Source organism: Sporomusa sp. 246TCP1 (assembly GCF_057319775.1).
The window spans coordinates 5,837,762-5,862,285 of record NZ_CM170492.1 but is presented as its reverse complement, the minus strand read 5'-3'; the positions used below and the strand labels follow the sequence as shown (position 1 = coordinate 5,862,285).

Sequence of the window (24,524 nt, the reverse complement as noted above, 5' to 3'; positions counted from 1 at the left end):
ATCCTGCTTCGGCTGTTCACATACTATCTTTTTATTATCTTAGTAACATACTTATTTGCAATAATATCATATCAATGTTACTAAATTGTTACAGTATTATTGGATTTTCATTCTAATTAATTCATATTAAAATAAAAGGGTACTATTTTACGATCGACAATAAAAACCAAAGGAGATCACCTTATGGCTAAAACTGTCTTACTAGTTGATGATGAGCTGCGAATGAGAAAGCTTGTTGCCGATTTTCTTGTGCGCGAAGGCTATCATATTCTTGAAGCTGCCAACGGCCAAATGGCCTTACACCTCTTGTCTGTAGAAAAGATAGACCTGGTCATCCTTGATGTCATGATGCCAGAACGCAATGGCTGGACAGTCTGCCAGGAGATTCGTAAAAACAGCACAATCCCGGTTATCATGCTTACCGCCAAAAGCGAAGAAGCCGATCAGCTTTATGCTTTTGAAATGGGGGCCGACGAGTATGTTACCAAGCCCTTTAGCCCTAAGGTTCTGACAGCGCGGGTAAATGCCTTATTCCGGCGCATGGAGCAAGAAAAAGACAAAACCGCCTTATATGGCGGTCTGGTTATTGACACAGCTGCCCGTCAGGTATTTCTTGACGAACAGTTGTTGGACTTGAGTCCCAAAGAATATGAGCTGCTTATTTATTTGGCAGAAAACACAGGCAATGCGCTGAGCCGCCAGCAAATCCTCGATCACGTATGGACGTACGACTACCTGGGTGAGTTGCGCACGGTAGATACCCACATTAACCGGCTTAGAACCAAGCTTGGTACCAAGAGCACCCTGATTCATACCCTCAGAGGCTATGGCTACCGCTTTGAGGCGGAAAAATGACAGCATCAATTCGCACAAAACTCTTTCTTAGTCTCAACAGCTTTGTCCTGTTGTTTGTATTACTATCGCTGGCTTCCCTGGGATTTGGCCTGGAAAAATTCTATACCTGGCAAAAAAAAGCACTCCTCATAACCACCAGTCACACCATCGACCAGCTATACCAGGGAACCCCTGAAAAATTATCCCTGGAGCTGGAGCGATCAGCCAATACCTTGGGAGCCCACATTATGATCTTCGCTCCGGAAGGCAGCATTAAATACAGCTCTGTCAGCCATATTTTGAACAAGCAGCCACCTGAACCAGTTGCACCTTCGCCTACCAGTCAGTTCCGAATCCCGCCTAATTCGATGCAGCTAATCAAAAGCAGCCAAATCATTGATAGTCAAACAGTACTTGAGATGCAGCTGGACCAGATGTTGAAAATTGATTTTATGGTTCTGGAAAGGCAGCTAATGAACGGTGATATCCTAATCATCAGACAACCGCTGGGCCCTATGTCTGAGAGCGCTATTGCCGCAGCTCATTTTATGACCTTAACTGGCATCCTAACCCTATTAGCCGGTTGCGTCTGGGCCTTTTTATTTTCCAAACGCTTTACCCAGCCGATCCTTGAACTCAAGCAAATCGCTCAAAACATGGCGCGTCTGGACTTTTCCCAAAAATGCCGGGTAAACCAGGCTGATGAGCTGGGTGAACTTGGCAACAGCATTAACCACTTATCAGACCAGTTGGACACTGCCATCTCAGCCCTTAACCAAAAAAATCAACAATTATTGGCTGATGTGGAAAAAGAGCGGGCGTTAGATAAAATGCGCAAATCCTTTGTGTCCAATGTTTCCCATGAGCTAAAAACACCGCTCTCACTGCTGTTAGGCTACGCCGAAGGACTAAAAGAGAATGTCGCCCGCGATGAAGAGAGCAAAGATTTCTATTGCTCAGTCATTATTGACGAAGCGGAAAAGATGGATAAACTGGTCAAAGATTTGCTCAACCTCTCACAACTGGAATCAGGCCTGTATGAACTGAAACGGATTAATTTTGACCTATTGCCATTATTGCAGGATATTGCGAAAAAATATATGTCTGTTCTCGAAGAAAAAAGTATTTCCCTGGAAATAAATGCACTAACCAGTCCAAAAGTCAACGGCGACCCCCGGCGTATTGAACAGGTGTTGCTTAACCTCTTCACCAATGCCTTAACCCATACCCAAGGGAAAAAGCGTATCAAGCTCTGGCTCGAGAATACTGAGAATAGAATCAGAGTCTGTATGTATAACTCCGGGCAACCAATACCTGAAGCCAGCCTGGACAAAATATGGACAAGCTTCTATAAAATCGATGAAGCCCGAACCCGGGAATTCGGCAGGTACGGGCTAGGTCTATCGATTGTACGCGCCATTCAGGAACAGCATGGGAATGGGTATGGGGTGAAAAACGCGTTAGATGGTGTTATATTTTGGTTTGACCTGAATAAAGCTGAAAAAACATTCTAGGCTTACCCTTCACCAACTGCACCAAAGTTCTGAAAACCCAAATTAGGGTATATTTTAAAATCAACTAGCCATACTAAATGCTGTAGTTCAATAGAAAGCGAGGTGAAAAGCGATGTCTTTACCTGGTGTAAAATGCAAGGTATCGAGCTGCAAGTACTGGAAATCTGGTGAACAGTGTGATGCTTCTGCCATTGAGGTTAACGTTGATGGCGGCGGCTCAAGTGCCCGGCAAAGTGAGCAAACCAACTGTCATACCTTTGAGTCTAAGAATTCCTAATTAATATAGACTCTACATAATAAGCCGTCCATGAATGATATGGACGGCTTATTACTATTAGCCTGGCCAAGTTAAGCATTTATAACATATTTTTGTTTACGCAGAAATAAAAATATGTTATAGTAATATTGTTTCCACGGAAACAAAGGAGGAATGTATGTGGACAATGCAATAAAAATTATCAGCTCACTTACCCGAATACAGGAACGTTCCACTATTTTTGAGCATCATCGAGAAGAAATTTTTGCAGGAATTAATTTAGCGGAAGCACATTGCATTGATAAGATCGGCTCGATGGAATATGCTAATGTCACGAAAATAGCAGCTGAGATGGGTATGACACGGGGAGCCATAAGTAAAATCAGTAAAAAATTGCTGAACAAAAAATTAATTGACAGCTATCAAAAGCCAGAAAATAATAAAGAGATTTATTTCTGTCTGACAGAGCAAGGGCAACAAGTGTATATCGAACATAAAAAGTGTCATAATCAAGCAAGGCAAGAAAAATTAGCTCTTTTGTCAACCTATAGTGAATATGAGCAATCTATTATCTTACGCTTTCTGAACGATATAAACCAAAAGTATGATAAAAAGCTAAGTGAAGAAATATAAATAGGATACTTAGGAGGGTATGGAATTGAATCAAAAATATGTGTATGTAGTAGCAGTAGGTCATTTTTTCTGTGATATTGGCATGGGGGCATTGCCCGCTATTTTGCCGTTTTTTATTTTACAGTATGGTATGGATTATCAAGCTGTAGCGGGTTTGATGTTTGCATCCTGCTTTTTATCTTCTGTTGTACAGCCTACTTTCGGCTGGCTGGCAGATCGTACATCCAAAACATGGCTAATGCCGCTGGGAATTTTTTTATCTGGTGCAGCAATGGGGTTGGCAGGACTTTTTGAAAATTATTGGGCTATTTTTGCCGTGGTAACAGTAAGCGGCATCGGCAGTGCTATTTTTCATCCAGAAGCGGCGCGTATGATCCATAAACTTTCCGGAACAAGAAGAGGTACTGCCCTAAGTATTTTTTCTGTAGGCGGGAACGGTGGTTTTGCTGCCGGACCGATTATTGCCGTCGCTGCCATTACAGCATTTGGCATGAAAGGGACGGCGGTATTTTGTTTGTTGGCCTTGATCATGGCAATGATTTTATTGGCGATTGCTCCGAAAATGAAAGCAGATATCGCGCAGGCTTCAAATTCCGAAGTATTGGCAAATGGAAAGGTCTCAGAACCAAACAGCATTCTTCGAAATGATTGGCCCTCTTTTGCACGATTAACACTGCTGATTATTTTTAGTTCGATTGTCATGTGCGGGCTAAGAAGCTTTATTCCGCTGTATTTGGTAAATGTCTCGGGGCTTTCTACTGCGGCAGCCGGTTCAGCGTTGACATTACTATTTATGTTTGGTGTAGTGACTACACTCATTGGCGGACTGTTGGCAGACAAAATCGGCTATTTGAAAGTGGTGCAGATGAGTTGTGTACTTCTGGTACCAATGGTAGGTATATTATCACAGACAACAAATGCGTTCATTAGTTATGCGTTGATGATACCGATCGGATTTGCTATGTTTTCGCCGTTTAGTTCGGTCGTTGTTTTAGGGCAGAGTTATTTAGCACGCAGTATCGGTTTTGCTTCCGGAGTGACACTGGGACTTACCTTCAGTGTGGGTGGTATGTTTGTTCCATTGATTGGTCGGTTTGCAGATAATCACGGCTTGCCAGCAACAATGGAACTTCTCACAGCGGTCGCGCTACTGGCAGCGTTATGTTCTTTCTTTTTGCCAAAACCTATGCATATTGGGGCAAGTCGAGCGGCGAAAGCTTTGTAATTATCCTACTCGTTGAAATAGCCAAAATGGAAGTTCCTATTTTGGCTATTTCAACGGAGAAACGTGGGGACAGGGAGTTTGTTTCTTACACGAAACGTGGGGACAGGGAGTTTGTTTCTTAGAGTTTGACTTTAACTAGCGGTTCTTTGCCTCCCTGCTGCCTGAATAACAAAAATTCTTTCATTACCTCCCCAAAGCGCTGGATAGTGTCCGTTGTATCTTTTCCCTCTTTATCCAGCCGGTCAAGCTCTTCAGATAGTTGCCAAATTTTATCATATAGCTCAGTCTCTTGTTTCTTAAAATCCAGGTATCTGTTATTCATAAGTCAGTTAAACTCACCCCTCCTTATTTTATCTGGAGGCTTCTATGCCCTCCTGTAATCTCCCATGAATGGGAATTTTACAGGAGGAAATTAAAAAGGATCACATATGCAGGATTATTTCTACCCTACACATGCGATCCTAATCAATTATTGCAACAGTATCAAGATACAGGAAGCAACCCAAATAACAGAACCCGTCAGCGTGTCCTGCCAAACCTGTATCAAGATATGATACCATCGAATATTGCATGCAGTCGCACAGCCATCTGCCTTTCGCGCCAATCATTACACCTCGATTGTCAAAACTTGTAATTCAGCTAACAACCGGGTATAATAAGATTGTCGTCGTGGACAGTTCGCTGTTACGTGTAGGTGCCTATTCACCTGCTCGTGCCTATAGGTGCTCTAACACCTATGGGACACGGCGACTTTACTTTTTAATTTCCACCTATTACTAATATTAGTACTCTTTTACATAGATTGCAAGTACATAATGGTAAAAATATTGGTTTCCTATCAAGAAACTTACACCGTCCCCTGTCTTTGCCTGAGAAATCCGGCGACGAACGGGCGCTGCTGATTTTTCTAATCAGTTGCATATTTTTCATGCAGTAGGTATAATATAAGAAAAGGACTGACGTGTTCTAGCACGCCAGCCCCACAGGTTGTCTAACCGAACGGTTAGCCTAAAGTAGGGAATTATTAAGAAATAACCGCGAACCTTGGCCAGGAAGCGGTTATTTCTTTTTTATGTGCGCACTGTTCTTGAACAATCTGCTCCGAAATGAGCAATAAAATCAAGCGGAATGACAGTAAATCCGAATTTTGCACTCCAATAAACAGGAGAATATCCTGTAACGGACTGGATACCGGCAGACCGGCCCTAATACTCCGACGTGCGTTATGAGAGGTATCCTCATGGGGTACGAAGCTCGGTGAAGTCGGCGAAACGCAGACCTGCGAAGCGGTTAGCAAAGTAGTCGGGGGGCTATAAAACGACCATGTTTACACACCAGGAACTTCCGTATGTACGGCTCGTAAGAAATGAGATTTCTAAATGAAGAAGTCTACTCCCCAGTGGAGTCCAATCATGGAAATGAAGATATAAAACTTGCATTTCTGTCCCATATCAGTAAAGGTATGGAGTTTTTCATCCTCCGGTAACGGATAAAGAAACGGTTGGCGGGTTACAGGAAGGGACTAAAGTCGTCATGTAAAGCCAGAGTGCAAGAAACAGTGGAACTCCAAAAGAGAATGTAAACGCTGATACCAGCAAATGTCTCTAAGCAAGAGGAAATGCTTGCTGAATTCGGAGGGCGGCAGCCCGTAGTAGTGATGAAGCGGAGTAATGACCGTGGAGCAAAGGGGCATAGTCAATCCTTATCGCATTTTTCCAAACAGCCTGTCAGGGAAGGCGTGGCCCATACCTGACATGAAACCGGCAGGCACAATCCATGAAAAGGAGGAATGCCGGCCTGGAACAACAATCTGACTATCCCATCCTTAAACCACCAACTGATGAAATGGGATTGCAACACATTCTGGATCAATTGTATGCGAAGACAAGAGCAGTTCTGGAACAAAACAGACTGCCCAAATTTCACAGCCTGCTTGAATTAATCTCATCATCGGTGACCATTCAGACGGCATTTCACAATATTAAATCTAACAAAGGCGCAGACACAGCCGGAACAGATCATCTCACTATGAGGAATCTTTTGGAACTTCCCTACCCGCAAGTAATTCGTACAATACAACAATCATTGGAAGGTTATCATCCAAAGCCAATCCGCAGACAATACATTCCTAAACCGGGAACCCGCCAAATGCGCAAATTAGGAATTCCAACAGCAACTGACCGTGTGATCCAAGAATGCGTCCGTATGATACTAGAACCCATTCTGGAAGCACAATTTTTCCCGCACTCCTATGGGTTTCGCCCCTACCGCGACACCGCCATGGCTATGGCCCGTACAACTACCTTGGTGCACAATACAGGATATTCCTGGGTTGTAGAGGGTGATATCAAACAATACTTTGACACAATTAACCACACCAAACTAATAAAACAACTTTGGCATATGGGCATTCGTGACCGCCGCGTCCTCATGATCATCAGACAAATGCTCAAAGCTGGCGTTATGAACGAAATTGCGGTAAACCCAATGGGTACTCAACAAGGTGGTATTATTTCACCGTTGCTTGCCAATGTCTACCTCAATAGCTTCGACTGGTTCATTGCTAACTCCTGGGAAAACAAGCGTACTAAAACAAACTATGCTTATCCACGGGGACGCATTAGAGCGTTGAAACTGCGCAGCCATTTAAAGCCGGCGTATTTGATCCGCTATTGTGATGACTGGGTACTGATTACCGATACAAAGGTCAACGCGCAAAAATGGAAACAGATCATTCGTAATAAGCTTGCCACTCATTTCAAGTTGACTTTATCGGAGAAAAAGACCAAAATAACCAATCTCAAAAAGAAGTCCATTGATTTTCTGGGGTTTACTTACAAAATCATAAAATCAACGAAAGCGAGATTTGGTTACATTACCCGCACGAAACCCAATATGACCAGGTTAAAAACCAAAGTCAAAGAGATTGGACAACAAATTCGCCAGTTGTGCACCCATTCAGAGGCAGAACCAAGCGTTAAGAAAATTGAGCTGATTAATAGTAAAATACGGGGTATTATCAACTACTATCAGACGGCTACTCAAGTCATTGCCGCTATGAAGAAATATGCGTGGATTCTGGGCTATCTGTCTTACCGTGAAATGTACAAACTGGGTGCAAAGAAAATCCCGGCTAATCAAACAACCAACCTGCACAAGGTTCACCAAAAGTACAATAGCCACATACCTGCAGTCTTCATTAAAGATCAAATCATCGGACTCACATCATTGCTGTTTTGCCATTGGAAGAAACCGGAGCTGAAAAACCAAAAAGAAATACCCTATTTGCAGCAAGGGCGTAGTTTATATCAGACGCGCACCGGTAAAACTCCGCTTCTTCCTCGTCAAGATGAATTACTCTCTGTTCATCTTAACCAAAGGCTAGGAAAATGTCAGCACAGTTCCCAATATACTTTCGAGTATTTTCTCAACCGTGCTTATGCTTTGAACCGGGATAAAGGGAAATGCAGGGTTTGCGAAAAAACATTGGCCAAAAATGATATTGATTTCCATCATGTTCGTCCTCTATTGCCTGCTTATAGGCTAAACCGGGTATCTAATCTAGCCAGTGTCTGCAAAATGTGTCACGACACAATTCATTCAAAACTGCCGCCGAAAAATACTGCGAAGATCAATCGCAAAATTATAAGGATGAGAGAAAAGCTGTCACTGGAAAGTCATAAGGATTTGATGGAGCGCCGTATGAGGCAAAAGTCTCACGTACGGTGCGAAACAAGGGAAAAGGGACGCCGAACGGCGTATAAATGCGTGCGCGGACGTCCCTTACCTATTGTTGCGTGCGCACTGTTCTTGAACAATCTGCTCCGAAATGAGCAATAAAATCAAGCGGAATGACAGTAAATCCGAATTTTGCACTCCAATAAACAGGAGAATATCCTGTAACGGACTGGATACCGGCAGACCGGCCCTAATACTCCGACGTGCGTTATGAGAGGTATCCTCATGGGGTACGAAGCTCGGTGAAGTCGGCGAAACGCAGACCTGCGAAGCGGTTAGCAAAGTAGTCGGGGGGCTATAAAACGACCATGTTTACACACCAGGAACTTCCGTATGTACGGCTCGTAAGAAATGAGATTTCTAAATGAAGAAGTCTACTCCCCAGTGGAGTCCAATCATGGAAATGAAGATATAAAACTTGCATTTCTGTCCCATATCAGTAAAGGTATGGAGTTTTTCATCCTCCGGTAACGGATAAAGAAACGGTTGGCGGGTTACAGGAAGGGACTAAAGTCGTCATGTAAAGCCAGAGTGCAAGAAACAGTGGAACTCCAAAAGAGAATGTAAACGCTGATACCAGCAAATGTCTCTAAGCAAGAGGAAATGCTTGCTGAATTCGGAGGGCGGCAGCCCGTAGTAGTGATGAAGCGGAGTAATGACCGTGGAGCAAAGGGGCATAGTCAATCCTTATCGCATTTTTCCAAACAGCCTGTCAGGGAAGGCGTGGCCCATACCTGACATGAAACCGGCAGGCACAATCCATGAAAAGGAGGAATGCCGGCCTGGAACAACAATCTGACTATCCCATCCTTAAACCACCAACTGATGAAATGGGATTGCAACACATTCTGGATCAATTGTATGCGAAGACAAGAGCAGTTCTGGAACAAAACAGACTGCCCAAATTTCACAGCCTGCTTGAATTAATCTCATCATCGGTGACCATTCAGACGGCATTTCACAATATTAAATCTAACAAAGGCGCAGACACAGCCGGAACAGATCATCTCACTATGAGGAATCTTTTGGAACTTCCCTACCCGCAAGTAATTCGTACAATACAACAATCATTGGAAGGTTATCATCCAAAGCCAATCCGCAGACAATACATTCCTAAACCGGGAACCCGCCAAATGCGCAAATTAGGAATTCCAACAGCAACTGACCGTGTGATCCAAGAATGCGTCCGTATGATACTAGAACCCATTCTGGAAGCACAATTTTTCCCGCACTCCTATGGGTTTCGCCCCTACCGCGACACCGCCATGGCTATGGCCCGTACAACTACCTTGGTGCACAATACAGGATATTCCTGGGTTGTAGAGGGTGATATCAAACAATACTTTGACACAATTAACCACACCAAACTAATAAAACAACTTTGGCATATGGGCATTCGTGACCGCCGCGTCCTCATGATCATCAGACAAATGCTCAAAGCTGGCGTTATGAACGAAATTGCGGTAAACCCAATGGGTACTCAACAAGGTGGTATTATTTCACCGTTGCTTGCCAATGTCTACCTCAATAGCTTCGACTGGTTCATTGCTAACTCCTGGGAAAACAAGCGTACTAAAACAAACTATGCTTATCCACGGGGACGCATTAGAGCGTTGAAACTGCGCAGCCATTTAAAGCCGGCGTATTTGATCCGCTATTGTGATGACTGGGTACTGATTACCGATACAAAGGTCAACGCGCAAAAATGGAAACAGATCATTCGTAATAAGCTTGCCACTCATTTCAAGTTGACTTTATCGGAGAAAAAGACCAAAATAACCAATCTCAAAAAGAAGTCCATTGATTTTCTGGGGTTTACTTACAAAATCATAAAATCAACGAAAGCGAGATTTGGTTACATTACCCGCACGAAACCCAATATGACCAGGTTAAAAACCAAAGTCAAAGAGATTGGACAACAAATTCGCCAGTTGTGCACCCATTCAGAGGCAGAACCAAGCGTTAAGAAAATTGAGCTGATTAATAGTAAAATACGGGGTATTATCAACTACTATCAGACGGCTACTCAAGTCATTGCCGCTATGAAGAAATATGCGTGGATTCTGGGCTATCTGTCTTACCGTGAAATGTACAAACTGGGTGCAAAGAAAATCCCGGCTAATCAAACAACCAACCTGCACAAGGTTCACCAAAAGTACAATAGCCACATACCTGCAGTCTTCATTAAAGATCAAATCATCGGACTCACATCATTGCTGTTTTGCCATTGGAAGAAACCGGAGCTGAAAAACCAAAAAGAAATACCCTATTTGCAGCAAGGGCGTAGTTTATATTAGACGCGCACCGGTAAAACTCCGCTTCTTCCTCGTCAAGATGAATTACTCTCTGTTCATCTTAACCAAAGGCTAGGAAAATGTCAGCACAGTTCCCAATATACTTTCGAGTATTTTCTCAACCGTGCTTATGCTTTGAACCGGGATAAAGGGAAATGCAGGGTTTGCGAAAAAACATTGGCCAAAAATGATATTGATTTCCATCATGTTCGTCCTCTATTGCCTGCTTATAGGCTAAACCGGGTATCTAATCTAGCCAGTGTCTGCAAAATGTGTCACGACACAATTCATTCAAAACTGCCGCCGAAAAATACTGCGAAGATCAATCGCAAAATTATAAGGATGAGAGAAAAGCTGTCACTGGAAAGTCATAAGGATTTGATGGAGCGCCGTATGAGGCAAAAGTCTCACGTACGGTGCGAAACAAGGGAAAAGGGACGCCGAACGGCGTATAAATGCGTGCGCGGACGTCCCTTACCTATTGTTGCGATCAAAACAACGAGTGTTGCAAATGCAATCATGAGATACATTGCCTCAAACATTGTCATCATACCACCTCCTTTCTAAAAAGGAAGTGGCTAACCGCTCCTCGGCAACCTGTTACGCTAATTATAGCCTGAATCGGTGGCACATTTTTTGCATTAACACTGATAAGCGTTTAAACTGCAAATTAAGAAATACAGTAGTAGTCATGATAGGCATTAATGACATAACTGAGCGTATGTTACGAGGGATCACCCTCAAGAAGGCAAACCTTAACACACCTCATGCGTAGACTGTTTTTTCAGCATGGTACAATCCAAATATAATGATATTGTCTTATACTAACGCCATATAAATTGCTCGAAATGTTTCAAACCATGGACTATCCTTACCAAAATGCAATTCATATCTGCGAGCATGATGAACTAGACGGGCGGCAAATGTAATCATGGTTTGAATGACAGTCTTAATTCTGCGCCGAAACGCTTTCTTTTTTAATGGAGAATGCTCTTGGTTTGCGAGTTGTTGACCAATTATTCGCAGTACATTGTACGCCAACATAGCAAACTTTAAGATTATGTCATTTGTAGCAAATTTGCCAGATGGAAATCGTTCCAAATCCATATCTGTCTTGATTTCGCTGTGAAATTGCTCGCTTGTTCCATGTTCATGGTAGAGCTGAATAATGATTTGCGGCTCATCCGGCAAAGACGTCCAATAGGTATCTACCTCAATATTGGGAACTAAGAGAATTTGCCCATTTTTAAGAATGGTTCTTTCCGTGATACAATAAATGACTCTCACGTTTTGCCCCAATTCTTCCCTATATAATTGGGTCGCCCCCCAGTATACGCGTTTTCCCGGACGGTGGTTTACGCAGATGCCTTCCGCTTTTGCTAGCTCTAACCAGCGTTCACGAGATTCTCTACGCAGATTGCGCTTGATGATGAAATCCGTATTGGTCTCCGGTCTAAGAAAAATAGCCAAATTATCAATACTATCATTACCCGAATCCATACGAATCAGGGTTGGAAGAGATGTTAATTGTTTAGCATACTCAATGCTCTGGCGCAAAAATTGTGGTGTCCCTTTTTGACAATGGTCACTACCAGGGCGAAGCTCTACATGCAAAGCATATCCTTCTAATCCTATATAAGCAAACATGGGCGCATAGCCGTCGAAATCTTTATATGTCCTTGATACCCCTTCTTTTTTAGTTTTTGAGTTATCAAAAGGAGATACATCACAATCAATTGGGATGTATCTCACCTGCTGCACTTGGTTTTCTTCAGTCGTTCTGGAAAGGGTAACCGGGGTAATGCTAACTTGTAAGACTTTGAGTAGAGCAATGGATTCTTCAGCAACAATACTCGACCAAGCCGGTTGGGTAGCTCCTGCATCCAAACGTTGACGCAATGTAGGACTTGAGGGAGCACGGTAGATACGTAGAGCTTGCCGGAAAAACTTGTCTTTTCGGAATTCTTCAATGCAATCAAAATCGCTTTTTCCTTGGCATAACAAACCGATATATGAAATAGCTATATCACCATGCGAAAGCTCAGGAGCTATTACGCCGCTAAGCTGAGTTTTACTCAATCGTTTATATAATTCAGTCTTGGCGAGCAATGCGCCTACTAAAGTCATTCCCGAATAGGTAGTAAGTTCTTCACTTGATTGTTTTAAAAGGTATTTCATTGATACACCTCCAAGGTGATTACTATTCCCTGATTATATCTCAATACCTTTATAATTCGACGTTTTTCTCTCTTTTCCTATGTCATTTGTATTTCCGTGCCACGGATTAAGGTATAGCATATTCTCCCAGAACAAAAAGAGGTTTTTTATTTGACTGTTATCATGGCTTATTGCCGCCTTCACCGGATGAGGACGGCCTTTTTATTCTCTTCCTGCCGCGCAGTTCGCGGCTCCCTCCTGCCAGTTGACTCGTCGCACGGGGCACTGCGGCGTAGGTTTGGCTGCCATGGCCGGTGCACTCTCCTGACAGGCAGACCATTACAGACAAAGCCTAGCTGGTAGCTACCCAGCAACGGGCAGGGGTCCCAGTTACTAGATGGATGCTTCTGTTTTCCAAGCAGGTAGTTTAGCCATCATTGATTTTGCAGCAGTTGCTGCCACATTTTCTTCCAACCCTTGAGTTTTAATAATAAAGTTGGTTAAGGAAAATAATTTTTCCTTATAGGATTGCATTAATCCATCTGGACGACAACAATAACGGCAGTAATCCTTTTTAGAATCTCCCATAGCAAAATCTTCCGGATTTTTCATTGGCATTCCACAAGCAATACATTGTTTCATTTTTCGGCCTCCTTATATTTTTATTCAATAGATATTAATTTAATAAAATGCCGCAGTAATTCATGACCGTGTTTTTTTAATATAGAATCACTGCAACAAAATAAGTCGCCATTCGTTAAATAATAATGAATTAAACCTAGCCAAGTATTAAAGAGTAAATGAATTGGAAATTCACGAATAACACCCTGTTTTATCTCTTTTTCAACAGTTTCAGCAATGTGAATTGAAATGGCAGATTGAATCATAATGTATGTATCGCGAGCATTAGCAGGCAGTAGGCGTCTTTCGATAATCAATCTTGTATAAAAGGATTCGAATTCAGCTAAGCCAGCTATATGAGCTTCTAATACTTCAAAAAGACTACGATTTGAATCAATCAATTCTTGAAGTCGTTTAACAATTCTATCGCCAAATTCCTCAATTACAGCTATTAATAAATCTTCCTGTTTTGGAAAATGTACAAATATTGTGCCGTGCGCCACATTTGCAGCTTTGGCAATATCAGTAGTTCGAGTCATTGTTATTCCCGTTTCACTAAACTGCTTAATTGCTATTTCTATTAAATGTTTTCTGGTTAATTGCTTCTGCTTTTGTCTTTTTGTATCAACCATTAGAACAGCGCCTTTCAATGACTAATAACTCAATGACTTTATACTCATTATATTTTAAGCAATAGGAACTGTCAATAAGAATAAAGCCGCACACCCACTTTTTTATGAGCGGAGTGTACCTCTTCATATAAGGATAAGATAGAATTTAATTATAGAGCAAATGTTCGATGGTGTAAAAAGGGGATGAATGAGAAAAGTCGCCCATCCCCAGGACAGGCGACTTATGGCACAACCGATCTAAGCGGGCCGCACTTTAGATTTAGTTGTGGATTTTACTACGATCGAACTATGTTAGCAAACCGTGCTGCCGTCATCATTGAAGCAGAAAAATAGTAAAAGTATTATAATGATGATTATAAAACAGCTACTATCACGACCTCCTCCGAAATTACCAAATCCCATAAAGCATGCCTCCTTCATTACGTATTAGGGACATTACATACTATGCTATACAGGATGGGTTTGCTCCGGGAACATTATAATAAAAAATCCGCACCCCGAAGGATGCAGCCAAAATACATTGTTTGGTGTAAAGAGGGGATGGATGGGAAAACCCAATTATTTTTGTAGAAAACTATAAAACAAGGTCCCTGTCCCCGCGTTTTTACTTTCAACATGTACATTAATATTGTTTTGTCCATAAAAATCATTTATACGGGACAAATTAACATAAATAAAAATAACCCAAAGCCCCCAGGCCTTGAGATATATATGTTTTCCTGGTGGGGCATGCTGGTTTCGAACCGGCGACCTCTTGAATGTGAATCAAGCGCTCTCCCACTGAGCTAATGCCCCGAACAAGTTTTATTATAACACAATAATCCTTAAAATTCCAGTTTTTTCAGGTGGCGGAGGCAGTACCGGAAGATCGTTTATATTTCTCCCTTGCTCAACTTATGCTAAAATAAATAATCACCATATAAGGGGGATACTATGGAACAGACGATAAGAGAACGCCTTTTGGCGCTGGTCGACGAGGAGTACCGGCAGTTTCACAGCAAATTGGTGCCAGATGCAGATAATATTTTAGGTGTACGGTTACCACATTTGCGGGAACTTGCCAAGGAACTTGCCAGGGGCGATTGGCGCAGCTATCTAAAGGCGGCAGCAGCTGACTATAATGAGGAAATTATGCTGCAAGGACTGGTAATCGGTTACGCCAAGGCAGGTATTGATGAGATTTTGTGCTATGCCACTGCCTTTGTACCTAAGATCAATAACTGGGGGGTATGCGACAGCTTTTGCAATAGCTTAAAAATCACTAAGAAATATCGGGCACAGGTTTGGGAGTTTTTACAACCTTATCTGCTGTCACAGGAAGAATTTGAACTACGGTTCGGCATTGTAATGCTGCTGAGTTTTTATATCGAAGACGAGTATATCGAGCAAGTACTCCTGCATTTAGATGGCGCAAAGCATGAGGGTTATTATGTCAAGATGGCCGTAGCCTGGGCTATTTCCCTTTGCTATATTAATTATCCGGAACAAACCATGGCCTATTTAAAGCAAAATACGCTAGATGACTTCACCTACAACAAAGCCTTACAAAAAATCACCGAATCCTTGCGTGTAGATACAGCGACTAAGAACTTAATCCGCGGGATGAAACGCAGCGTAATGAAGTAACATACATATTCTTAATTAGCAGGTATCGGCCAATCTCTATAGAAAATGGTAATTATATTTATCAATATTGAAGGTTCGTCGGCAGTTTGCCGGGACACAAAAACAGGAGATGACTACATGGACGATCAATTGAGCTTGATTGAACAAAAAATATATAACGGGGAACGTTTGACGCGTGATGACGGCTTATTTTTACTGAAATCCGATGAATTACTGCGGATTGGCGCACTGGCCCGTTTTGCCAAACAACGCAAATCGGGCAACAAAGTCTATTTTAATGTCAACAGGCACATTAATCTAACCAATATCTGTGTATCCCGCTGTAAATTATGCGCTTTTGGCTGTGATGCCGATGCCTCCCAGGCTTATGTGATGGAACCGGAAAAAGCTCTTTCTATTGCCCGCCAGGCGCTTGCAGATGCACCAGAAATGACAGAACTGCATATTGTCAGCGCTTTGCATCCGGACAAACCCTTTACCTATTACGCAGATATCATTGCTCGTATTCACCAGGAATTTCCCAACCTTCATTTAAAAGCATTTACCGCTGTGGAAATTGCCCATTTTGCGAAAATAGCCAACCGTTCAATCCGGAAAATACTGACGGTTCTGAAGGATGCCGGCTTAGGCTCACTGCCAGGTGGCGGTGCCGAAATATTAAATGACAGGGTGCGGCAGATTATATGTCCAAACAAGTGCAGCGCCGCCGAATGGCTGGAAGTGGCACAGACAGCGCATGAGTTAGGTATCCACAGCAATGCCACTATGTTGTATGGGCATGTTGAAACCCAGGAAGAACGAATTGACCATTTACTGACATTGCGTGAATTGCAGGATAAAACAGGTGGATTCCAGGCCTTTATTCCCTTCCCTTTCCACCCGGAGAATACCGGACTCAGCGACATTAAACGGGCAACAGCCTGGGAAGATTTAAAAATGCTAGCTATTAGCCGACTCATGCTAGACAATTTTGATCATGTGAAAGCATTTTGGATTATGTTAACGTTGCCCATTGCCCAGGTTTCACTGGCCTTTGGCATTGATGATCTGGATGGGACGGTTGTGGAAGAAAAAATTCTTCACGCTGCCGGGGCAAAAACTGCAGTAGGTATTAGTAAGCAAGCTATTATTGATTTTATCCGTGAAACAGGGAATATTCCCGTCGAACGGGATACTCTCTACCGTGAAGTGCAAGTATATGAAGAGAGCCAAGCGTGATGAGACCCAGAGTGGGACATATTCAGTTTATCAATTGCTTACCCCTTTATTATGGTTTGGTAAAAAATGACGTGCTTTGGGATGTAGAATTGAGTAAAGATACCGCCAGGGAATTGAGCCGCCATTTATTAGAAGGCAGGCTTGACATTTCTCCGATCCCATCTATTGAATACTCGCGACATTGGCGTGAACTGATCTTGCTTCCAGGTCTGTCGGTAAGCTGCGACGGACCAGTGGCAAGCATATACTTGGTGAGCAAGGTACCTATCACTGAACTGCATAACCGTAAAATTGCCCTGACAAATACCTCTCGAACATCACAAGTGCTATTAAAAATTATTCTTGAAGATAAATATCATATTCACCCTAACTATTTTGAGTGTCCCCCCCATTTAGGCTCAATGCTTCTGGAAGCTGATGCGGCACTGTTGATTGGTGACGAAGCACTGCAGATTCACTATCAAGTTCCAAGTGGCTTATATGCTTATGACTTGGGCTGCGAGTGGAAGGAATTGACTGGTTGCAAAATGGTGTTTGCCGTCTGGGCCGCCCGGCGGAACTTTGCTGGCGATAACCCGGAACTTGTCCGTGAAGTGCAGCGTTCTTTCGTGCATTCCATGTCCTACAGCCTGCTGCATGTTGAACAAGTAGCCAATGATGCCGCTCGCTGGGAATGCTTTGACTCAGGTTTTCTGAAAGCCTATTTCTCTACGCTGCAATTTGGCTTTGATGCCGGGCATCAGCAGGGATTGAGGGAATATTACCGGCGGGCGCAAGCGTTGGGGCATATTTCTGAAGCACCTGAACTAAATTTTCTGGAGGTATGACAATAGTGGACAGATGTCAATCGATTATCGACCAGATACTTCAGGGCCGCCGGTTACAAGATGATGATGCACTAGAGCTATTAACCCGGGGAGATCTGCCCATTTTGGGACAAGCGGCAGATGTCATCCGTCTAAGGAAACATCCCGGGCCCTATGCTACCTTTATTGTAGACCGGAATATCAACTATACCAATGTTTGCAAAAGCCAATGCAAATTTTGTGCTTTTTACCGGACTAACGATGCCGCGGACGCTTATGTACTCAGTACAGCCGAACTCTACCAAAAAATTGCAGAAACGATAGCTGCCGGTGGCACCCAAATCATGCTGCAAGGCGGTTTGCACCCGGAGTTAACTCTACCATATTTTGAAAATATGTTGCGGGGCATTAAAGACCAGTTTTCTATTACAATTCATTCTTTTTCTCCGGCGGAGATTGTCCATATGGCCAGCCTGGCTGGTATCTCCATCCAAAAGGTTCTGTATCGCCTGCAGGCCGCAGGTCTGGATTCCCTGCCAGGCGGCGGAGCGGAAATATTAGATGATGCTGTACGCCGCCGGGTCAGTCCCTTAAAAATTACGACAAAACAGTGGCTGGAAGTCATGGAAGCGGCTCAACGTATCGGGATGGGTACAACTGCTACCATGGTAATCGGAATGCAGGAAACCTACCGGCAACGTATTAATCATTTCCGGGCCATCCGTGAACTGCAAGATTGTACAGGCGGTTTCCGGGCTTTTATCATGTGGACATTCCAGCCTGGCAACACAGAATTAGGCGGTGAAAAGACTAGTGCCTGGGATTATCTGCGGACTTTAGCCGTAGCCCGGTTGTATTTCGATAATATCTCACATTTGCAGGGCTCCTGGGTAACTCAGGGCCAATCAATCGGCCAGTTGACACTGGCCTTTGGTGCCGATGATCTAGGCAGTATTATGCTGGAAGAAAACGTAGTCCGGGCTGCCGGTACTGCCTATCAGATGTCAATTGACAAAATGACAGACCTTATCCGCACCACCGGCAGGATTCCGGCCCAGCGGAATACACAGTATGAAATCCTGAAAACTTTTAATTAATATCGATTGTGAGGGGATATAATGAGTTGTATTCCACAGGCAAATATTGCCATTATTGGCGGGTCAGGCACATTGTCAATGGACTTTCCGGCAGCACTGTGCTGTCCTGATGTGGAAATAATCGAACGCGATATGGTGTTTGACACACCCTATGGGCAAACACCACCGTTGCTCCTATTTCGTCTGGGTAATAAAAAAGTGCTAACCTGCCGCATGCACGGGTGGCGCGGCGAGGTCAGCCGCGCCGATGCTTCACGGCAAATTTTCTGGTTATTCCGTGAGGCAGGCGTTAAAAAAATACTGGCCGAAGGCGGTGTAGGGTCAGTCAACCATCTGCTTGATACCCGGGATATAGTTATCGCATCAGACTATATTGATCAATCCGTGCGTAAGGATGTAGGGCTGGAAGGTCATTATCTGTTGATTATGCGGCAAGCCCTTTGCCCTCACCTACGGCAAGAGTTAATTTGTGCGGCAAAAGAAAGACCCTTGACCCGGGTCTTTCAACGGGGGGTATATGCCGTAACCGATGGGCGGCATTTCGAAAGCCCTGCTGAAGTGGCAATGTTGAAAGGACATGCTGATATTGTTGGCCAAAGTCTCTGTCCCGAAGTCTATCTGGCCCGAGAAATCGGCGCCTGTTATGCAGGCCTGTATACTGTTGTAAATTATGGGGAAGGCGTTGTAAAAGACTGGGAGCATACTGAGCTCAGTCAAATCTTCTATGCAAATGCAGACAAGATTGGGCATATCCTATTGGATACAATCAGACGGCTTGACGATAAACAGGTCTGTAAATGTGCCGAATTGCGAAAACCCACATTATTAAAAGAGGTATATGGGTCGACAATATAAAACAACCCTCAGTTGACTATTTGGTCGATTTTAGTATAATCAAATTATAGTACAAACACTGAATTTTTACTGGAGGAGTTTATATGAAAAAGCTGATCCTGATTGCTGTATTACTGATTTCCCTGCTATCAGTGGCTGCTGTTCCAGTTTCGCAAGCTTTTAGCTTTGGTGATGTTTTTAAAGTCGGCGGGATAGGTTTTCTTATCAATAAATTCTCAACCCCGCTGAATAACTTCATCAATACATTGACCTTTAAACATGACGCTGGCAGTGAGTATGCTACTAAGGTAGTCCCCATCGTTTCTGCCGGCAATAAAGGGTACATAGGTGCTGCCCAGGTAACAGGCTCACAAGAATTAGTAGACAAAACAGAAGCAGTGCTTCAATTAGAAGGCAACTTTAACAGCAGTACGTTTAGAGTAAAAGCTTTAATACCTATCGATAGTACCAATCCCGTCAACTTTAGCCGGGTACAGGGTGTTGGAGTATCAGCGATTATTGACATTAGAATATAGGAAAACTACAAAAAAGCTGTGCTGAAACAAAAGTTTCAACACAGCTTTTTTTATTCACTACTCATACCGCAGGGCGTCAATCGGATTAAGCAGCGCCGCTTTACGGGCCGGGTAAAGACCGAAAAACAGGCCAATACCTACTGAAAAGCCAAAAGCTACCAAAATCGGTGTTGCTGTGATTACCGTATTCCAACCGGCAATTGATGAAATGGCGTAGGAAATGCCAATCCCGATTATAATACCGATAGCACCGCCAATGACGCCAATAACAATGGCTTCGATAAGGAATTGCATCAGGATATTGGAATATCTGGCTCCCAGCGCTTTGCGAATACCGATTTCTCTTGTCCGTTCCGTAACCGATACCATCATAATATTCATGATGCCGATACCGCCAACTAAGAGAGAAATGGCCGCAATACTTCCCAGCAGCAGGGTGATGGTTCCTGTTGTTTCCTGAGCTGTCGCCATAACACTGGCCAGGTTGCGCACGGTAAAATCATCGGTTTTATCTGCCGTGATATCATGTCGCGCCCGCAGGAGGCTGGTTATGCCCTCCTGTACCTGATCAACAACTTCAGAAGTAGCTGCCTGCACACTGATTGTCTGAACGTAGGTAATACCCATCATGCGTTCCTGAGCCGTAGTCAGTGGAATAATAACCATATCGTCTTGATCCTGCCCCCCGGCTGACTGGCCTTTGCTCTCCAGCACGCCAATGATCGTAAAAGGAGCATTGTTAATACGGATGCTCTGTCCAATCGGGTTTATGTTGGTAAACAGGTTGCTAGCAACAGTAGTACCAATAACGGCTACCCGGTTGCGGGTCTCGACATCTTCATCGGTAATAAAGCTGCCGGCTTGCACACTTAGGTTACGCACCTCCAGATATTCCGGCGTCGTACCCTGCACGTTGGTTGTCCAGTTCATATTACCGGCAACCATTTGATATTGCTTGCTAACACTAGGGGCGACCTCACCGATACCGTTCACTTCACGCGCCATAGCCTGAGCATCCTTCAAGGTCAAGGTAATATTGGTGCCGGCTGCCTGCCGTACGCCGGAGGAAGAAGCGGCCCCTGGTGTTACAATGATAAGATTGCTGCCCAGACTGGCAATTGAGTTAGATACCTTATCCCGTACCCCCATCCCAATAGACACCATGGCAATAACCGCACCCACGCCAATGATAATACCAAGCATAGTAAGGATGGACCTAAGCTTGTTGGACACTAATGCATCTAATGCAATCTTAACACTCTCCCAAAACACATGCTTCATCCCTTCCTGTGTCCCGGACAATGAGTCCATCGCGGACATGAATGACTCGCTTGGCATAGGCGGCGATATCAGGCTCATGAGTTACCAAAATAATGGTTCGACCATAAGAATTGAGAGTTTTAAAGATGTCCATAACTTCCTCGCCTGATTTGGTGTCAAGCGCACCGGTAGGCTCATCAGCCATAATAATACTAGGCTCATTAACCAATGCGCGGGCGATGGCCACCCGCTGACGCTGACCACCTGATAATTCGTTTGGCAGATGGTCCATTCTTTGTTCCAGCCCGACAGAAGCCAGCGCCGCCGTAGAACGCTGGTGCCGTTCTTTGGCCGCAACTCCGGCATAGACCAGCGGCAAAGCAACATTCTCAAGTGCAGTAATACGCGGCAGCAGATTAAAGTTCTGAAAAACAAACCCGATTTTTTTGTTCCTGGTCAGTGCCAGTTCATCATCTGTTAACGTTGAAACCTCCTGGCCATCCAGCAAATACGAGCCACTTGTCGGACGGTCTAAACAACCCAGTATATTCATCAACGTCGATTTACCAGATCCTGACGGCCCCATGATGGCAGTGAATTCGCCTTCACTGATATCCAGACTGACTCCTGCCAGGGCGGCAACTACCGTATCGCCCATCTGATAGGTTTTTATTATATTAGCTAATGCTATTGTCATAATATGGACCCCCTTATATAGTGGCGCTCAGGTTAGAACATCGGGCGGCCCCCACCGCTTTGACGTGATCCCTGTTGATTACCTGTTTGTGCCTGCGACTGGGTTTTAACTTGTGATACAACAACCTTGTCACCCGCACTAAGTCCGCTGATAATTTCTACCCGGTCATCGCCGGTATTCCCGGTCTTAACAGGTACATTCTGTGTCTGACCGTTTGGTCCGGCAACAACAACATATTTTCCGGTTTTATCTGAACGGATCGCTGACAGTGGCAATGTCAATACCCCCTGGCGTTCACTAACAATAACTGATACTCTGGCAACCATACCGGGGTTTAATAGGTTTTCAGCATTAGTAACGTCAATGGTTACCGGGTAATAAGTGACATTCCCGGATACGGTAGCTTTGCGGGAGATGGTGGTTACCATACCGCTAAACTCTTTACCAGGATAAGCATCAACTGTAAAGGTAACCTTTTGTCCCAGCGCGATTTTACCGATGTCGGTTTGATCTATATTGGCTTCAATCTGCATTTTTGACATATCGGCCACAGTTAAAATAACGGTGGGATTATTTACCCCCTGGGCTACCAGTTCCCCGGCTGATAACGGTTTACCGATGACACTGCCGGCCATGGGTGAAACAATAATGGTATCATCAAGCTTAGACATGACCTCATCATAATTGGCCTGAGCAATCTTATAGTCCATACTGGCATTATCGAGTGCCTCTGTGGAAGTGCCGCCAATTTTAGTCAGCCGTGAAGTCCGCTGGTATTTGATAGCCGCATTATCCAGCCGCTCTTTAGCCTGGGTTACCTGAGCCTGCAGAGCGGTATCTTCCAATATAACAAGCACTTGTCCGGCTGTAACCTGCTCATTTTCTTTGACCTTAATTTCTTTGATATGGGCTGTTAGCTTAGAGCTGATATCTACAGAATTTACGGCCTTGATTGTGCCTGTTGCCGCTACCACCGAAGTAAGGTCCCGGACCTCCGCCTCAATGGTCTGTTGGGGCACTATAGCTGCTTTACTTTTATTTTGATAGTAATAGGCACCGCCAGCGATAGCGGCCACCAACAGGATGGCTATAACCAACAGCTTCTTTTGCTTTAAAATTTTTTGCCATAGTAATTTCATAACTACCTCTCCCCACCTATAGACTAGCGGCTTTTACGCCCATGGCTTTATCAAGCTTAGCCTTGTTGACATTGTAATCATACAGAGCCTGCACATGGTTTGTTTTGGCTTGTGTCAGCGCTAATTGAGCATCAAAGACATCAAGATTGGTACTAACACCGGCTCTATAGGTTTCTTGCGCAATATACAGATCCTCATTGGCCTTGTTTACTGTTACCTCTGTAGTACTCAATCGTTTCTCAGCTTCCTTCATATTGAGGTAGCTTTGACGAACTTCCTGCTCGATGGCATCAGTTGTCTGCTCAGCCTGCAGCTTGGCTTTGGCTACCGAGGATTCGGCCTGGCTGACTTTAGACTTGGTTACACCGGCATCAAAAATATTCCAGCTTGCCGAGGCCCCGACCGACCAGTTGGTATCATCAGTAGGCAACAGTCGATCATTCCAGCCGGTTGAGGCTGACAGAGAGACGGTCGGCCGTTTGTTGCTTTCAGCAATCTCGATACCTTTTTGGGCACTGTCGATACTGACCTGGGCCTGGGCCATTTCCGGCCGGTTTTGCTTGGCCAGGCTAATAGCTTCTGCCAAAGTTCTGGTATCAGCCTGATAGGCAAGCTCACCCTTTAACTGCAGCTCGGTCCCGGCATCCATATTCATCGTAGTCAGCAAATCAGCTACTGCCAACTCATATTGATTTTGGGCTATAATAAGCTTCTGGTCAGCGTTGGCAACCTCGACTTCAGCCCGTAAAACCTCAGATTTAGCAGCAACACCTTCCTGGTATTTTGCTTGTACTATGTTTAGATGGGCCTTAAGATTGTTTACACTCTCCTCATTCACAGCACGCATATTTTTAGCCTCAAGTACGCTATAGTAATTGGCTGTGGCGTCAAGAATCAGTTGCTGTTTGCTTTTCTCCACATTGAGGTCAGCAGTACGTACGCCAAGTTTAGCCTGCTCAATCTGCGCTTCGGTCCGGCCGCCGCTATAGATTGGCCAGTTCATGCGTAAGCTGTTGCTAAAGCTGTCATCACCTGAATTGCCCTGGTAAGTGTAACCGCTGCCCAGAGAAACTGTGGGCATTTTACCGGCTTGGGTTTCCCCGACACTGAGTTCGGATTTCTTTTTATCTTCGCCGGCGATTTGGATGGATGGGTTATTTTTCAACGCATATTCAATACTGTCTTGCAGTGACAGCTCGACAGGTGCAGCAAAGGCAAAGGTATGCTGCAAAAAAATCAAACCGGCAGTAATCACAGCAGCCTTATTTGTTAAGTTCAACATTGTATAAGCAGCCTCCTACGCAATTTTTTCTAATCTAGCTTAGTTCTTATTGTAAGCACAGTCTTTTTGATTTTCTTTAGATTTTATTTAGTTCTAAGCTTTGTGACCATATTACCCATTATACG

The 24,524-nt window shown here is 44.0% G+C and carries 22 protein-coding genes and 1 tRNA gene; 14 read left to right on the top strand and 9 right to left on the bottom strand.

From position 1 onward, the window contains the following. Positions 1-183 precede the first annotated feature (183 nt). From AC1ECB_RS27695 to AC1ECB_RS27675, 5 genes are all read left to right on the top strand, one after another. Positions 184-855 carry a response regulator transcription factor gene (locus AC1ECB_RS27695; protein ID WP_485666761.1) on the top strand — a complete coding sequence of 224 codons (672 nt, stop codon included), beginning with the start codon at positions 184-186 and terminating at the stop codon, positions 853-855. After that, the gene (locus AC1ECB_RS27690) at positions 852-2,348 is read left to right on the top strand and encodes a sensor histidine kinase (RefSeq protein ID WP_485666760.1); all 1,497 of its coding nucleotides are present in this window, start codon (positions 852-854) and stop codon (positions 2,346-2,348) included. The genes AC1ECB_RS27695 and AC1ECB_RS27690 overlap by 4 nt, the downstream gene beginning before the upstream one ends. Before the next feature lie 112 nt (positions 2,349-2,460). After that, positions 2,461-2,625, top strand: a complete 165-nt coding sequence (locus AC1ECB_RS27685; protein ID WP_485666759.1) for a DUF1540 domain-containing protein — start codon at positions 2,461-2,463, stop codon at positions 2,623-2,625. Positions 2,626-2,784: 159 nt separating this feature from the next. Next, on the top strand, positions 2,785-3,237 hold the full coding sequence (locus AC1ECB_RS27680) for a MarR family winged helix-turn-helix transcriptional regulator (protein ID WP_485666758.1): 453 nt from the start codon (positions 2,785-2,787) through the stop codon (positions 3,235-3,237). A gap of 25 nt (positions 3,238-3,262) precedes the next feature. Next, positions 3,263-4,462, top strand: coding sequence for an MFS transporter (locus tag AC1ECB_RS27675; protein WP_485666757.1), 1,200 nt, complete (start codon positions 3,263-3,265; stop codon positions 4,460-4,462). 118 nt (positions 4,463-4,580) lie between these two features. On the opposite strand, the gene AC1ECB_RS27670 is transcribed toward AC1ECB_RS27675, so the two are convergent. Then, entirely contained in the window at positions 4,581-4,784 is a 204-nt protein-coding gene (locus AC1ECB_RS27670; protein ID WP_485666756.1) for a hypothetical protein, read from the bottom strand. 1,454 nt (positions 4,785-6,238) lie between these two features. On the opposite strand from AC1ECB_RS27670, the gene ltrA (AC1ECB_RS27665) reads away from it, so the two are divergent. From ltrA (AC1ECB_RS27665) to AC1ECB_RS27655, 3 genes are all read left to right on the top strand, one after another. Continuing rightward, positions 6,239-8,302 (top strand): group II intron reverse transcriptase/maturase, encoded by a 2,064-nt coding sequence (ltrA, locus tag AC1ECB_RS27665; RefSeq protein WP_485666755.1) that lies wholly within the window; start codon positions 6,239-6,241, stop codon positions 8,300-8,302. Positions 8,303-8,961: 659 nt separating this feature from the next. After that, positions 8,962-10,497: a group II intron reverse transcriptase/maturase gene (ltrA, locus tag AC1ECB_RS27660; protein ID WP_485666754.1), complete on the top strand. Its 1,536-nt coding sequence runs from the start codon at positions 8,962-8,964 to the stop codon at positions 10,495-10,497. A gap of 132 nt (positions 10,498-10,629) precedes the next feature. Continuing rightward, a complete protein-coding gene (locus AC1ECB_RS27655) occupies positions 10,630-11,061 on the top strand; it encodes an HNH endonuclease (RefSeq protein ID WP_485666753.1) in 432 nt (143 codons plus the stop codon). A 252-nt stretch (positions 11,062-11,313) separates the two neighbouring features. On the opposite strand, the gene AC1ECB_RS27650 is transcribed toward AC1ECB_RS27655, so the two are convergent. The 4 genes from AC1ECB_RS27650 to AC1ECB_RS27635 form a co-directional block, all read right to left on the bottom strand. Then, complete coding sequence (locus AC1ECB_RS27650) at positions 11,314-12,672, bottom strand: IS1380 family transposase (RefSeq protein WP_485666752.1); 1,359 nt, start codon at positions 12,670-12,672, stop codon at positions 11,314-11,316. A 372-nt stretch (positions 12,673-13,044) separates the two neighbouring features. After that, entirely contained in the window at positions 13,045-13,293 is a 249-nt protein-coding gene (locus AC1ECB_RS27645; protein WP_485666751.1) for a zinc ribbon domain-containing protein, read from the bottom strand. Positions 13,294-13,313: 20 nt separating this feature from the next. Then, a complete protein-coding gene (locus tag AC1ECB_RS27640; protein WP_485666750.1) occupies positions 13,314-13,904 on the bottom strand; it encodes a TetR/AcrR family transcriptional regulator in 591 nt (196 codons plus the stop codon). Positions 13,905-14,624: 720 nt separating this feature from the next. Then, positions 14,625-14,699, bottom strand: a tRNA-Val gene (locus AC1ECB_RS27635). Positions 14,700-14,837: 138 nt separating this feature from the next. On the opposite strand from AC1ECB_RS27635, the gene AC1ECB_RS27630 reads away from it, so the two are divergent. The 6 genes from AC1ECB_RS27630 to AC1ECB_RS27605 all read left to right on the top strand — a co-directional run bounded on the left by AC1ECB_RS27630 (position 14,838) and on the right by AC1ECB_RS27605 (position 20,021). Next, positions 14,838-15,530, top strand: a complete 693-nt coding sequence (locus tag AC1ECB_RS27630; protein WP_485666749.1) for a DNA alkylation repair protein — start codon at positions 14,838-14,840, stop codon at positions 15,528-15,530. 117 nt (positions 15,531-15,647) lie between these two features. After that, a complete protein-coding gene (gene mqnE / locus AC1ECB_RS27625) occupies positions 15,648-16,748 on the top strand; it encodes an aminofutalosine synthase MqnE (RefSeq protein ID WP_485666748.1) in 1,101 nt (366 codons plus the stop codon). Beyond that, a complete protein-coding gene (locus tag AC1ECB_RS27620; RefSeq protein ID WP_485669417.1) occupies positions 16,748-17,575 on the top strand; it encodes a menaquinone biosynthetic enzyme MqnA/MqnD family protein in 828 nt (275 codons plus the stop codon). Before mqnE ends, AC1ECB_RS27620 begins: the two co-directional genes overlap by 1 nt. A 5-nt stretch (positions 17,576-17,580) precedes the next feature. Next, positions 17,581-18,651 (top strand): cyclic dehypoxanthinyl futalosine synthase, encoded by a 1,071-nt coding sequence (gene mqnC / locus AC1ECB_RS27615; RefSeq protein WP_485666747.1) that lies wholly within the window; start codon positions 17,581-17,583, stop codon positions 18,649-18,651. A 21-nt stretch (positions 18,652-18,672) separates the two neighbouring features. Then, the gene (locus AC1ECB_RS27610; protein WP_485666746.1) at positions 18,673-19,506 is read left to right on the top strand and encodes a phosphorylase family protein; all 834 of its coding nucleotides are present in this window, start codon (positions 18,673-18,675) and stop codon (positions 19,504-19,506) included. Between the two features lie 83 nt (positions 19,507-19,589). Further along, complete coding sequence (locus AC1ECB_RS27605) at positions 19,590-20,021, top strand: hypothetical protein (protein ID WP_485666745.1); 432 nt, start codon at positions 19,590-19,592, stop codon at positions 20,019-20,021. Between the two features lie 57 nt (positions 20,022-20,078). On the opposite strand, the gene AC1ECB_RS27600 is transcribed toward AC1ECB_RS27605, so the two are convergent. From AC1ECB_RS27600 to AC1ECB_RS27585, 4 genes are read right to left on the bottom strand one after another with little or no spacing between them, the layout of a single operon-like run. Then, positions 20,079-21,293 carry an ABC transporter permease gene (locus AC1ECB_RS27600; RefSeq protein ID WP_485666744.1) on the bottom strand — a complete coding sequence of 405 codons (1,215 nt, stop codon included), beginning with the start codon at positions 21,291-21,293 and terminating at the stop codon, positions 20,079-20,081. Beyond that, a complete protein-coding gene (locus tag AC1ECB_RS27595) occupies positions 21,274-21,978 on the bottom strand; it encodes an ABC transporter ATP-binding protein (RefSeq protein ID WP_485666743.1) in 705 nt (234 codons plus the stop codon). Before AC1ECB_RS27595 ends, AC1ECB_RS27600 begins: the two co-directional genes overlap by 20 nt. Before the next feature lie 32 nt (positions 21,979-22,010). After that, positions 22,011-23,117 carry an efflux RND transporter periplasmic adaptor subunit gene (locus tag AC1ECB_RS27590; protein WP_485666742.1) on the bottom strand — a complete coding sequence of 369 codons (1,107 nt, stop codon included), beginning with the start codon at positions 23,115-23,117 and terminating at the stop codon, positions 22,011-22,013. A gap of 16 nt (positions 23,118-23,133) precedes the next feature. Then, on the bottom strand, positions 23,134-24,399 hold the full coding sequence (locus AC1ECB_RS27585) for a TolC family protein (RefSeq protein ID WP_485666741.1): 1,266 nt from the start codon (positions 24,397-24,399) through the stop codon (positions 23,134-23,136). Positions 24,400-24,524: the final 125 nt, after the last annotated feature.

What these genes read in the sequence shown, in the direction of transcription:
- AC1ECB_RS27620 (WP_485669417.1), top strand. Translation starts at nt 16,748, where the DNA reads ATGAGACCCAGAGTGGGACATATTCAGTTTATCAATTGCTTACCCCTT.
- ltrA (WP_485666754.1), top strand. Translation starts at nt 8,962, where the DNA reads ATGAAAAGGAGGAATGCCGGCCTGGAACAACAATCTGACTATCCCATC.
- AC1ECB_RS27645 (WP_485666751.1), bottom strand. Translation starts at nt 13,293, where the DNA reads ATGAAACAATGTATTGCTTGTGGAATGCCAATGAAAAATCCGGAAGAT.
- AC1ECB_RS27595 (WP_485666743.1), bottom strand. Translation starts at nt 21,978, where the DNA reads ATGACAATAGCATTAGCTAATATAATAAAAACCTATCAGATGGGCGAT.
- AC1ECB_RS27610 (WP_485666746.1), top strand. Translation starts at nt 18,673, where the DNA reads ATGAGTTGTATTCCACAGGCAAATATTGCCATTATTGGCGGGTCAGGC.
- AC1ECB_RS27690 (WP_485666760.1), top strand. Translation starts at nt 852, where the DNA reads ATGACAGCATCAATTCGCACAAAACTCTTTCTTAGTCTCAACAGCTTT.
- AC1ECB_RS27640 (WP_485666750.1), bottom strand. Translation starts at nt 13,904, where the DNA reads ATGGTTGATACAAAAAGACAAAAGCAGAAGCAATTAACCAGAAAACAT.
- AC1ECB_RS27650 (WP_485666752.1), bottom strand. Translation starts at nt 12,672, where the DNA reads ATGAAATACCTTTTAAAACAATCAAGTGAAGAACTTACTACCTATTCG.
- AC1ECB_RS27590 (WP_485666742.1), bottom strand. Translation starts at nt 23,117, where the DNA reads ATGAAATTACTATGGCAAAAAATTTTAAAGCAAAAGAAGCTGTTGGTT.
- AC1ECB_RS27695 (WP_485666761.1), top strand. Translation starts at nt 184, where the DNA reads ATGGCTAAAACTGTCTTACTAGTTGATGATGAGCTGCGAATGAGAAAG.
- AC1ECB_RS27630 (WP_485666749.1), top strand. Translation starts at nt 14,838, where the DNA reads ATGGAACAGACGATAAGAGAACGCCTTTTGGCGCTGGTCGACGAGGAG.
- AC1ECB_RS27585 (WP_485666741.1), bottom strand. Translation starts at nt 24,399, where the DNA reads ATGTTGAACTTAACAAATAAGGCTGCTGTGATTACTGCCGGTTTGATT.
- AC1ECB_RS27685 (WP_485666759.1), top strand. Translation starts at nt 2,461, where the DNA reads ATGTCTTTACCTGGTGTAAAATGCAAGGTATCGAGCTGCAAGTACTGG.
- AC1ECB_RS27605 (WP_485666745.1), top strand. Translation starts at nt 19,590, where the DNA reads ATGAAAAAGCTGATCCTGATTGCTGTATTACTGATTTCCCTGCTATCA.
- mqnE (WP_485666748.1), top strand. Translation starts at nt 15,648, where the DNA reads ATGGACGATCAATTGAGCTTGATTGAACAAAAAATATATAACGGGGAA.
- AC1ECB_RS27670 (WP_485666756.1), bottom strand. Translation starts at nt 4,784, where the DNA reads ATGAATAACAGATACCTGGATTTTAAGAAACAAGAGACTGAGCTATAT.
- ltrA (WP_485666755.1), top strand. Translation starts at nt 6,239, where the DNA reads ATGAAAAGGAGGAATGCCGGCCTGGAACAACAATCTGACTATCCCATC.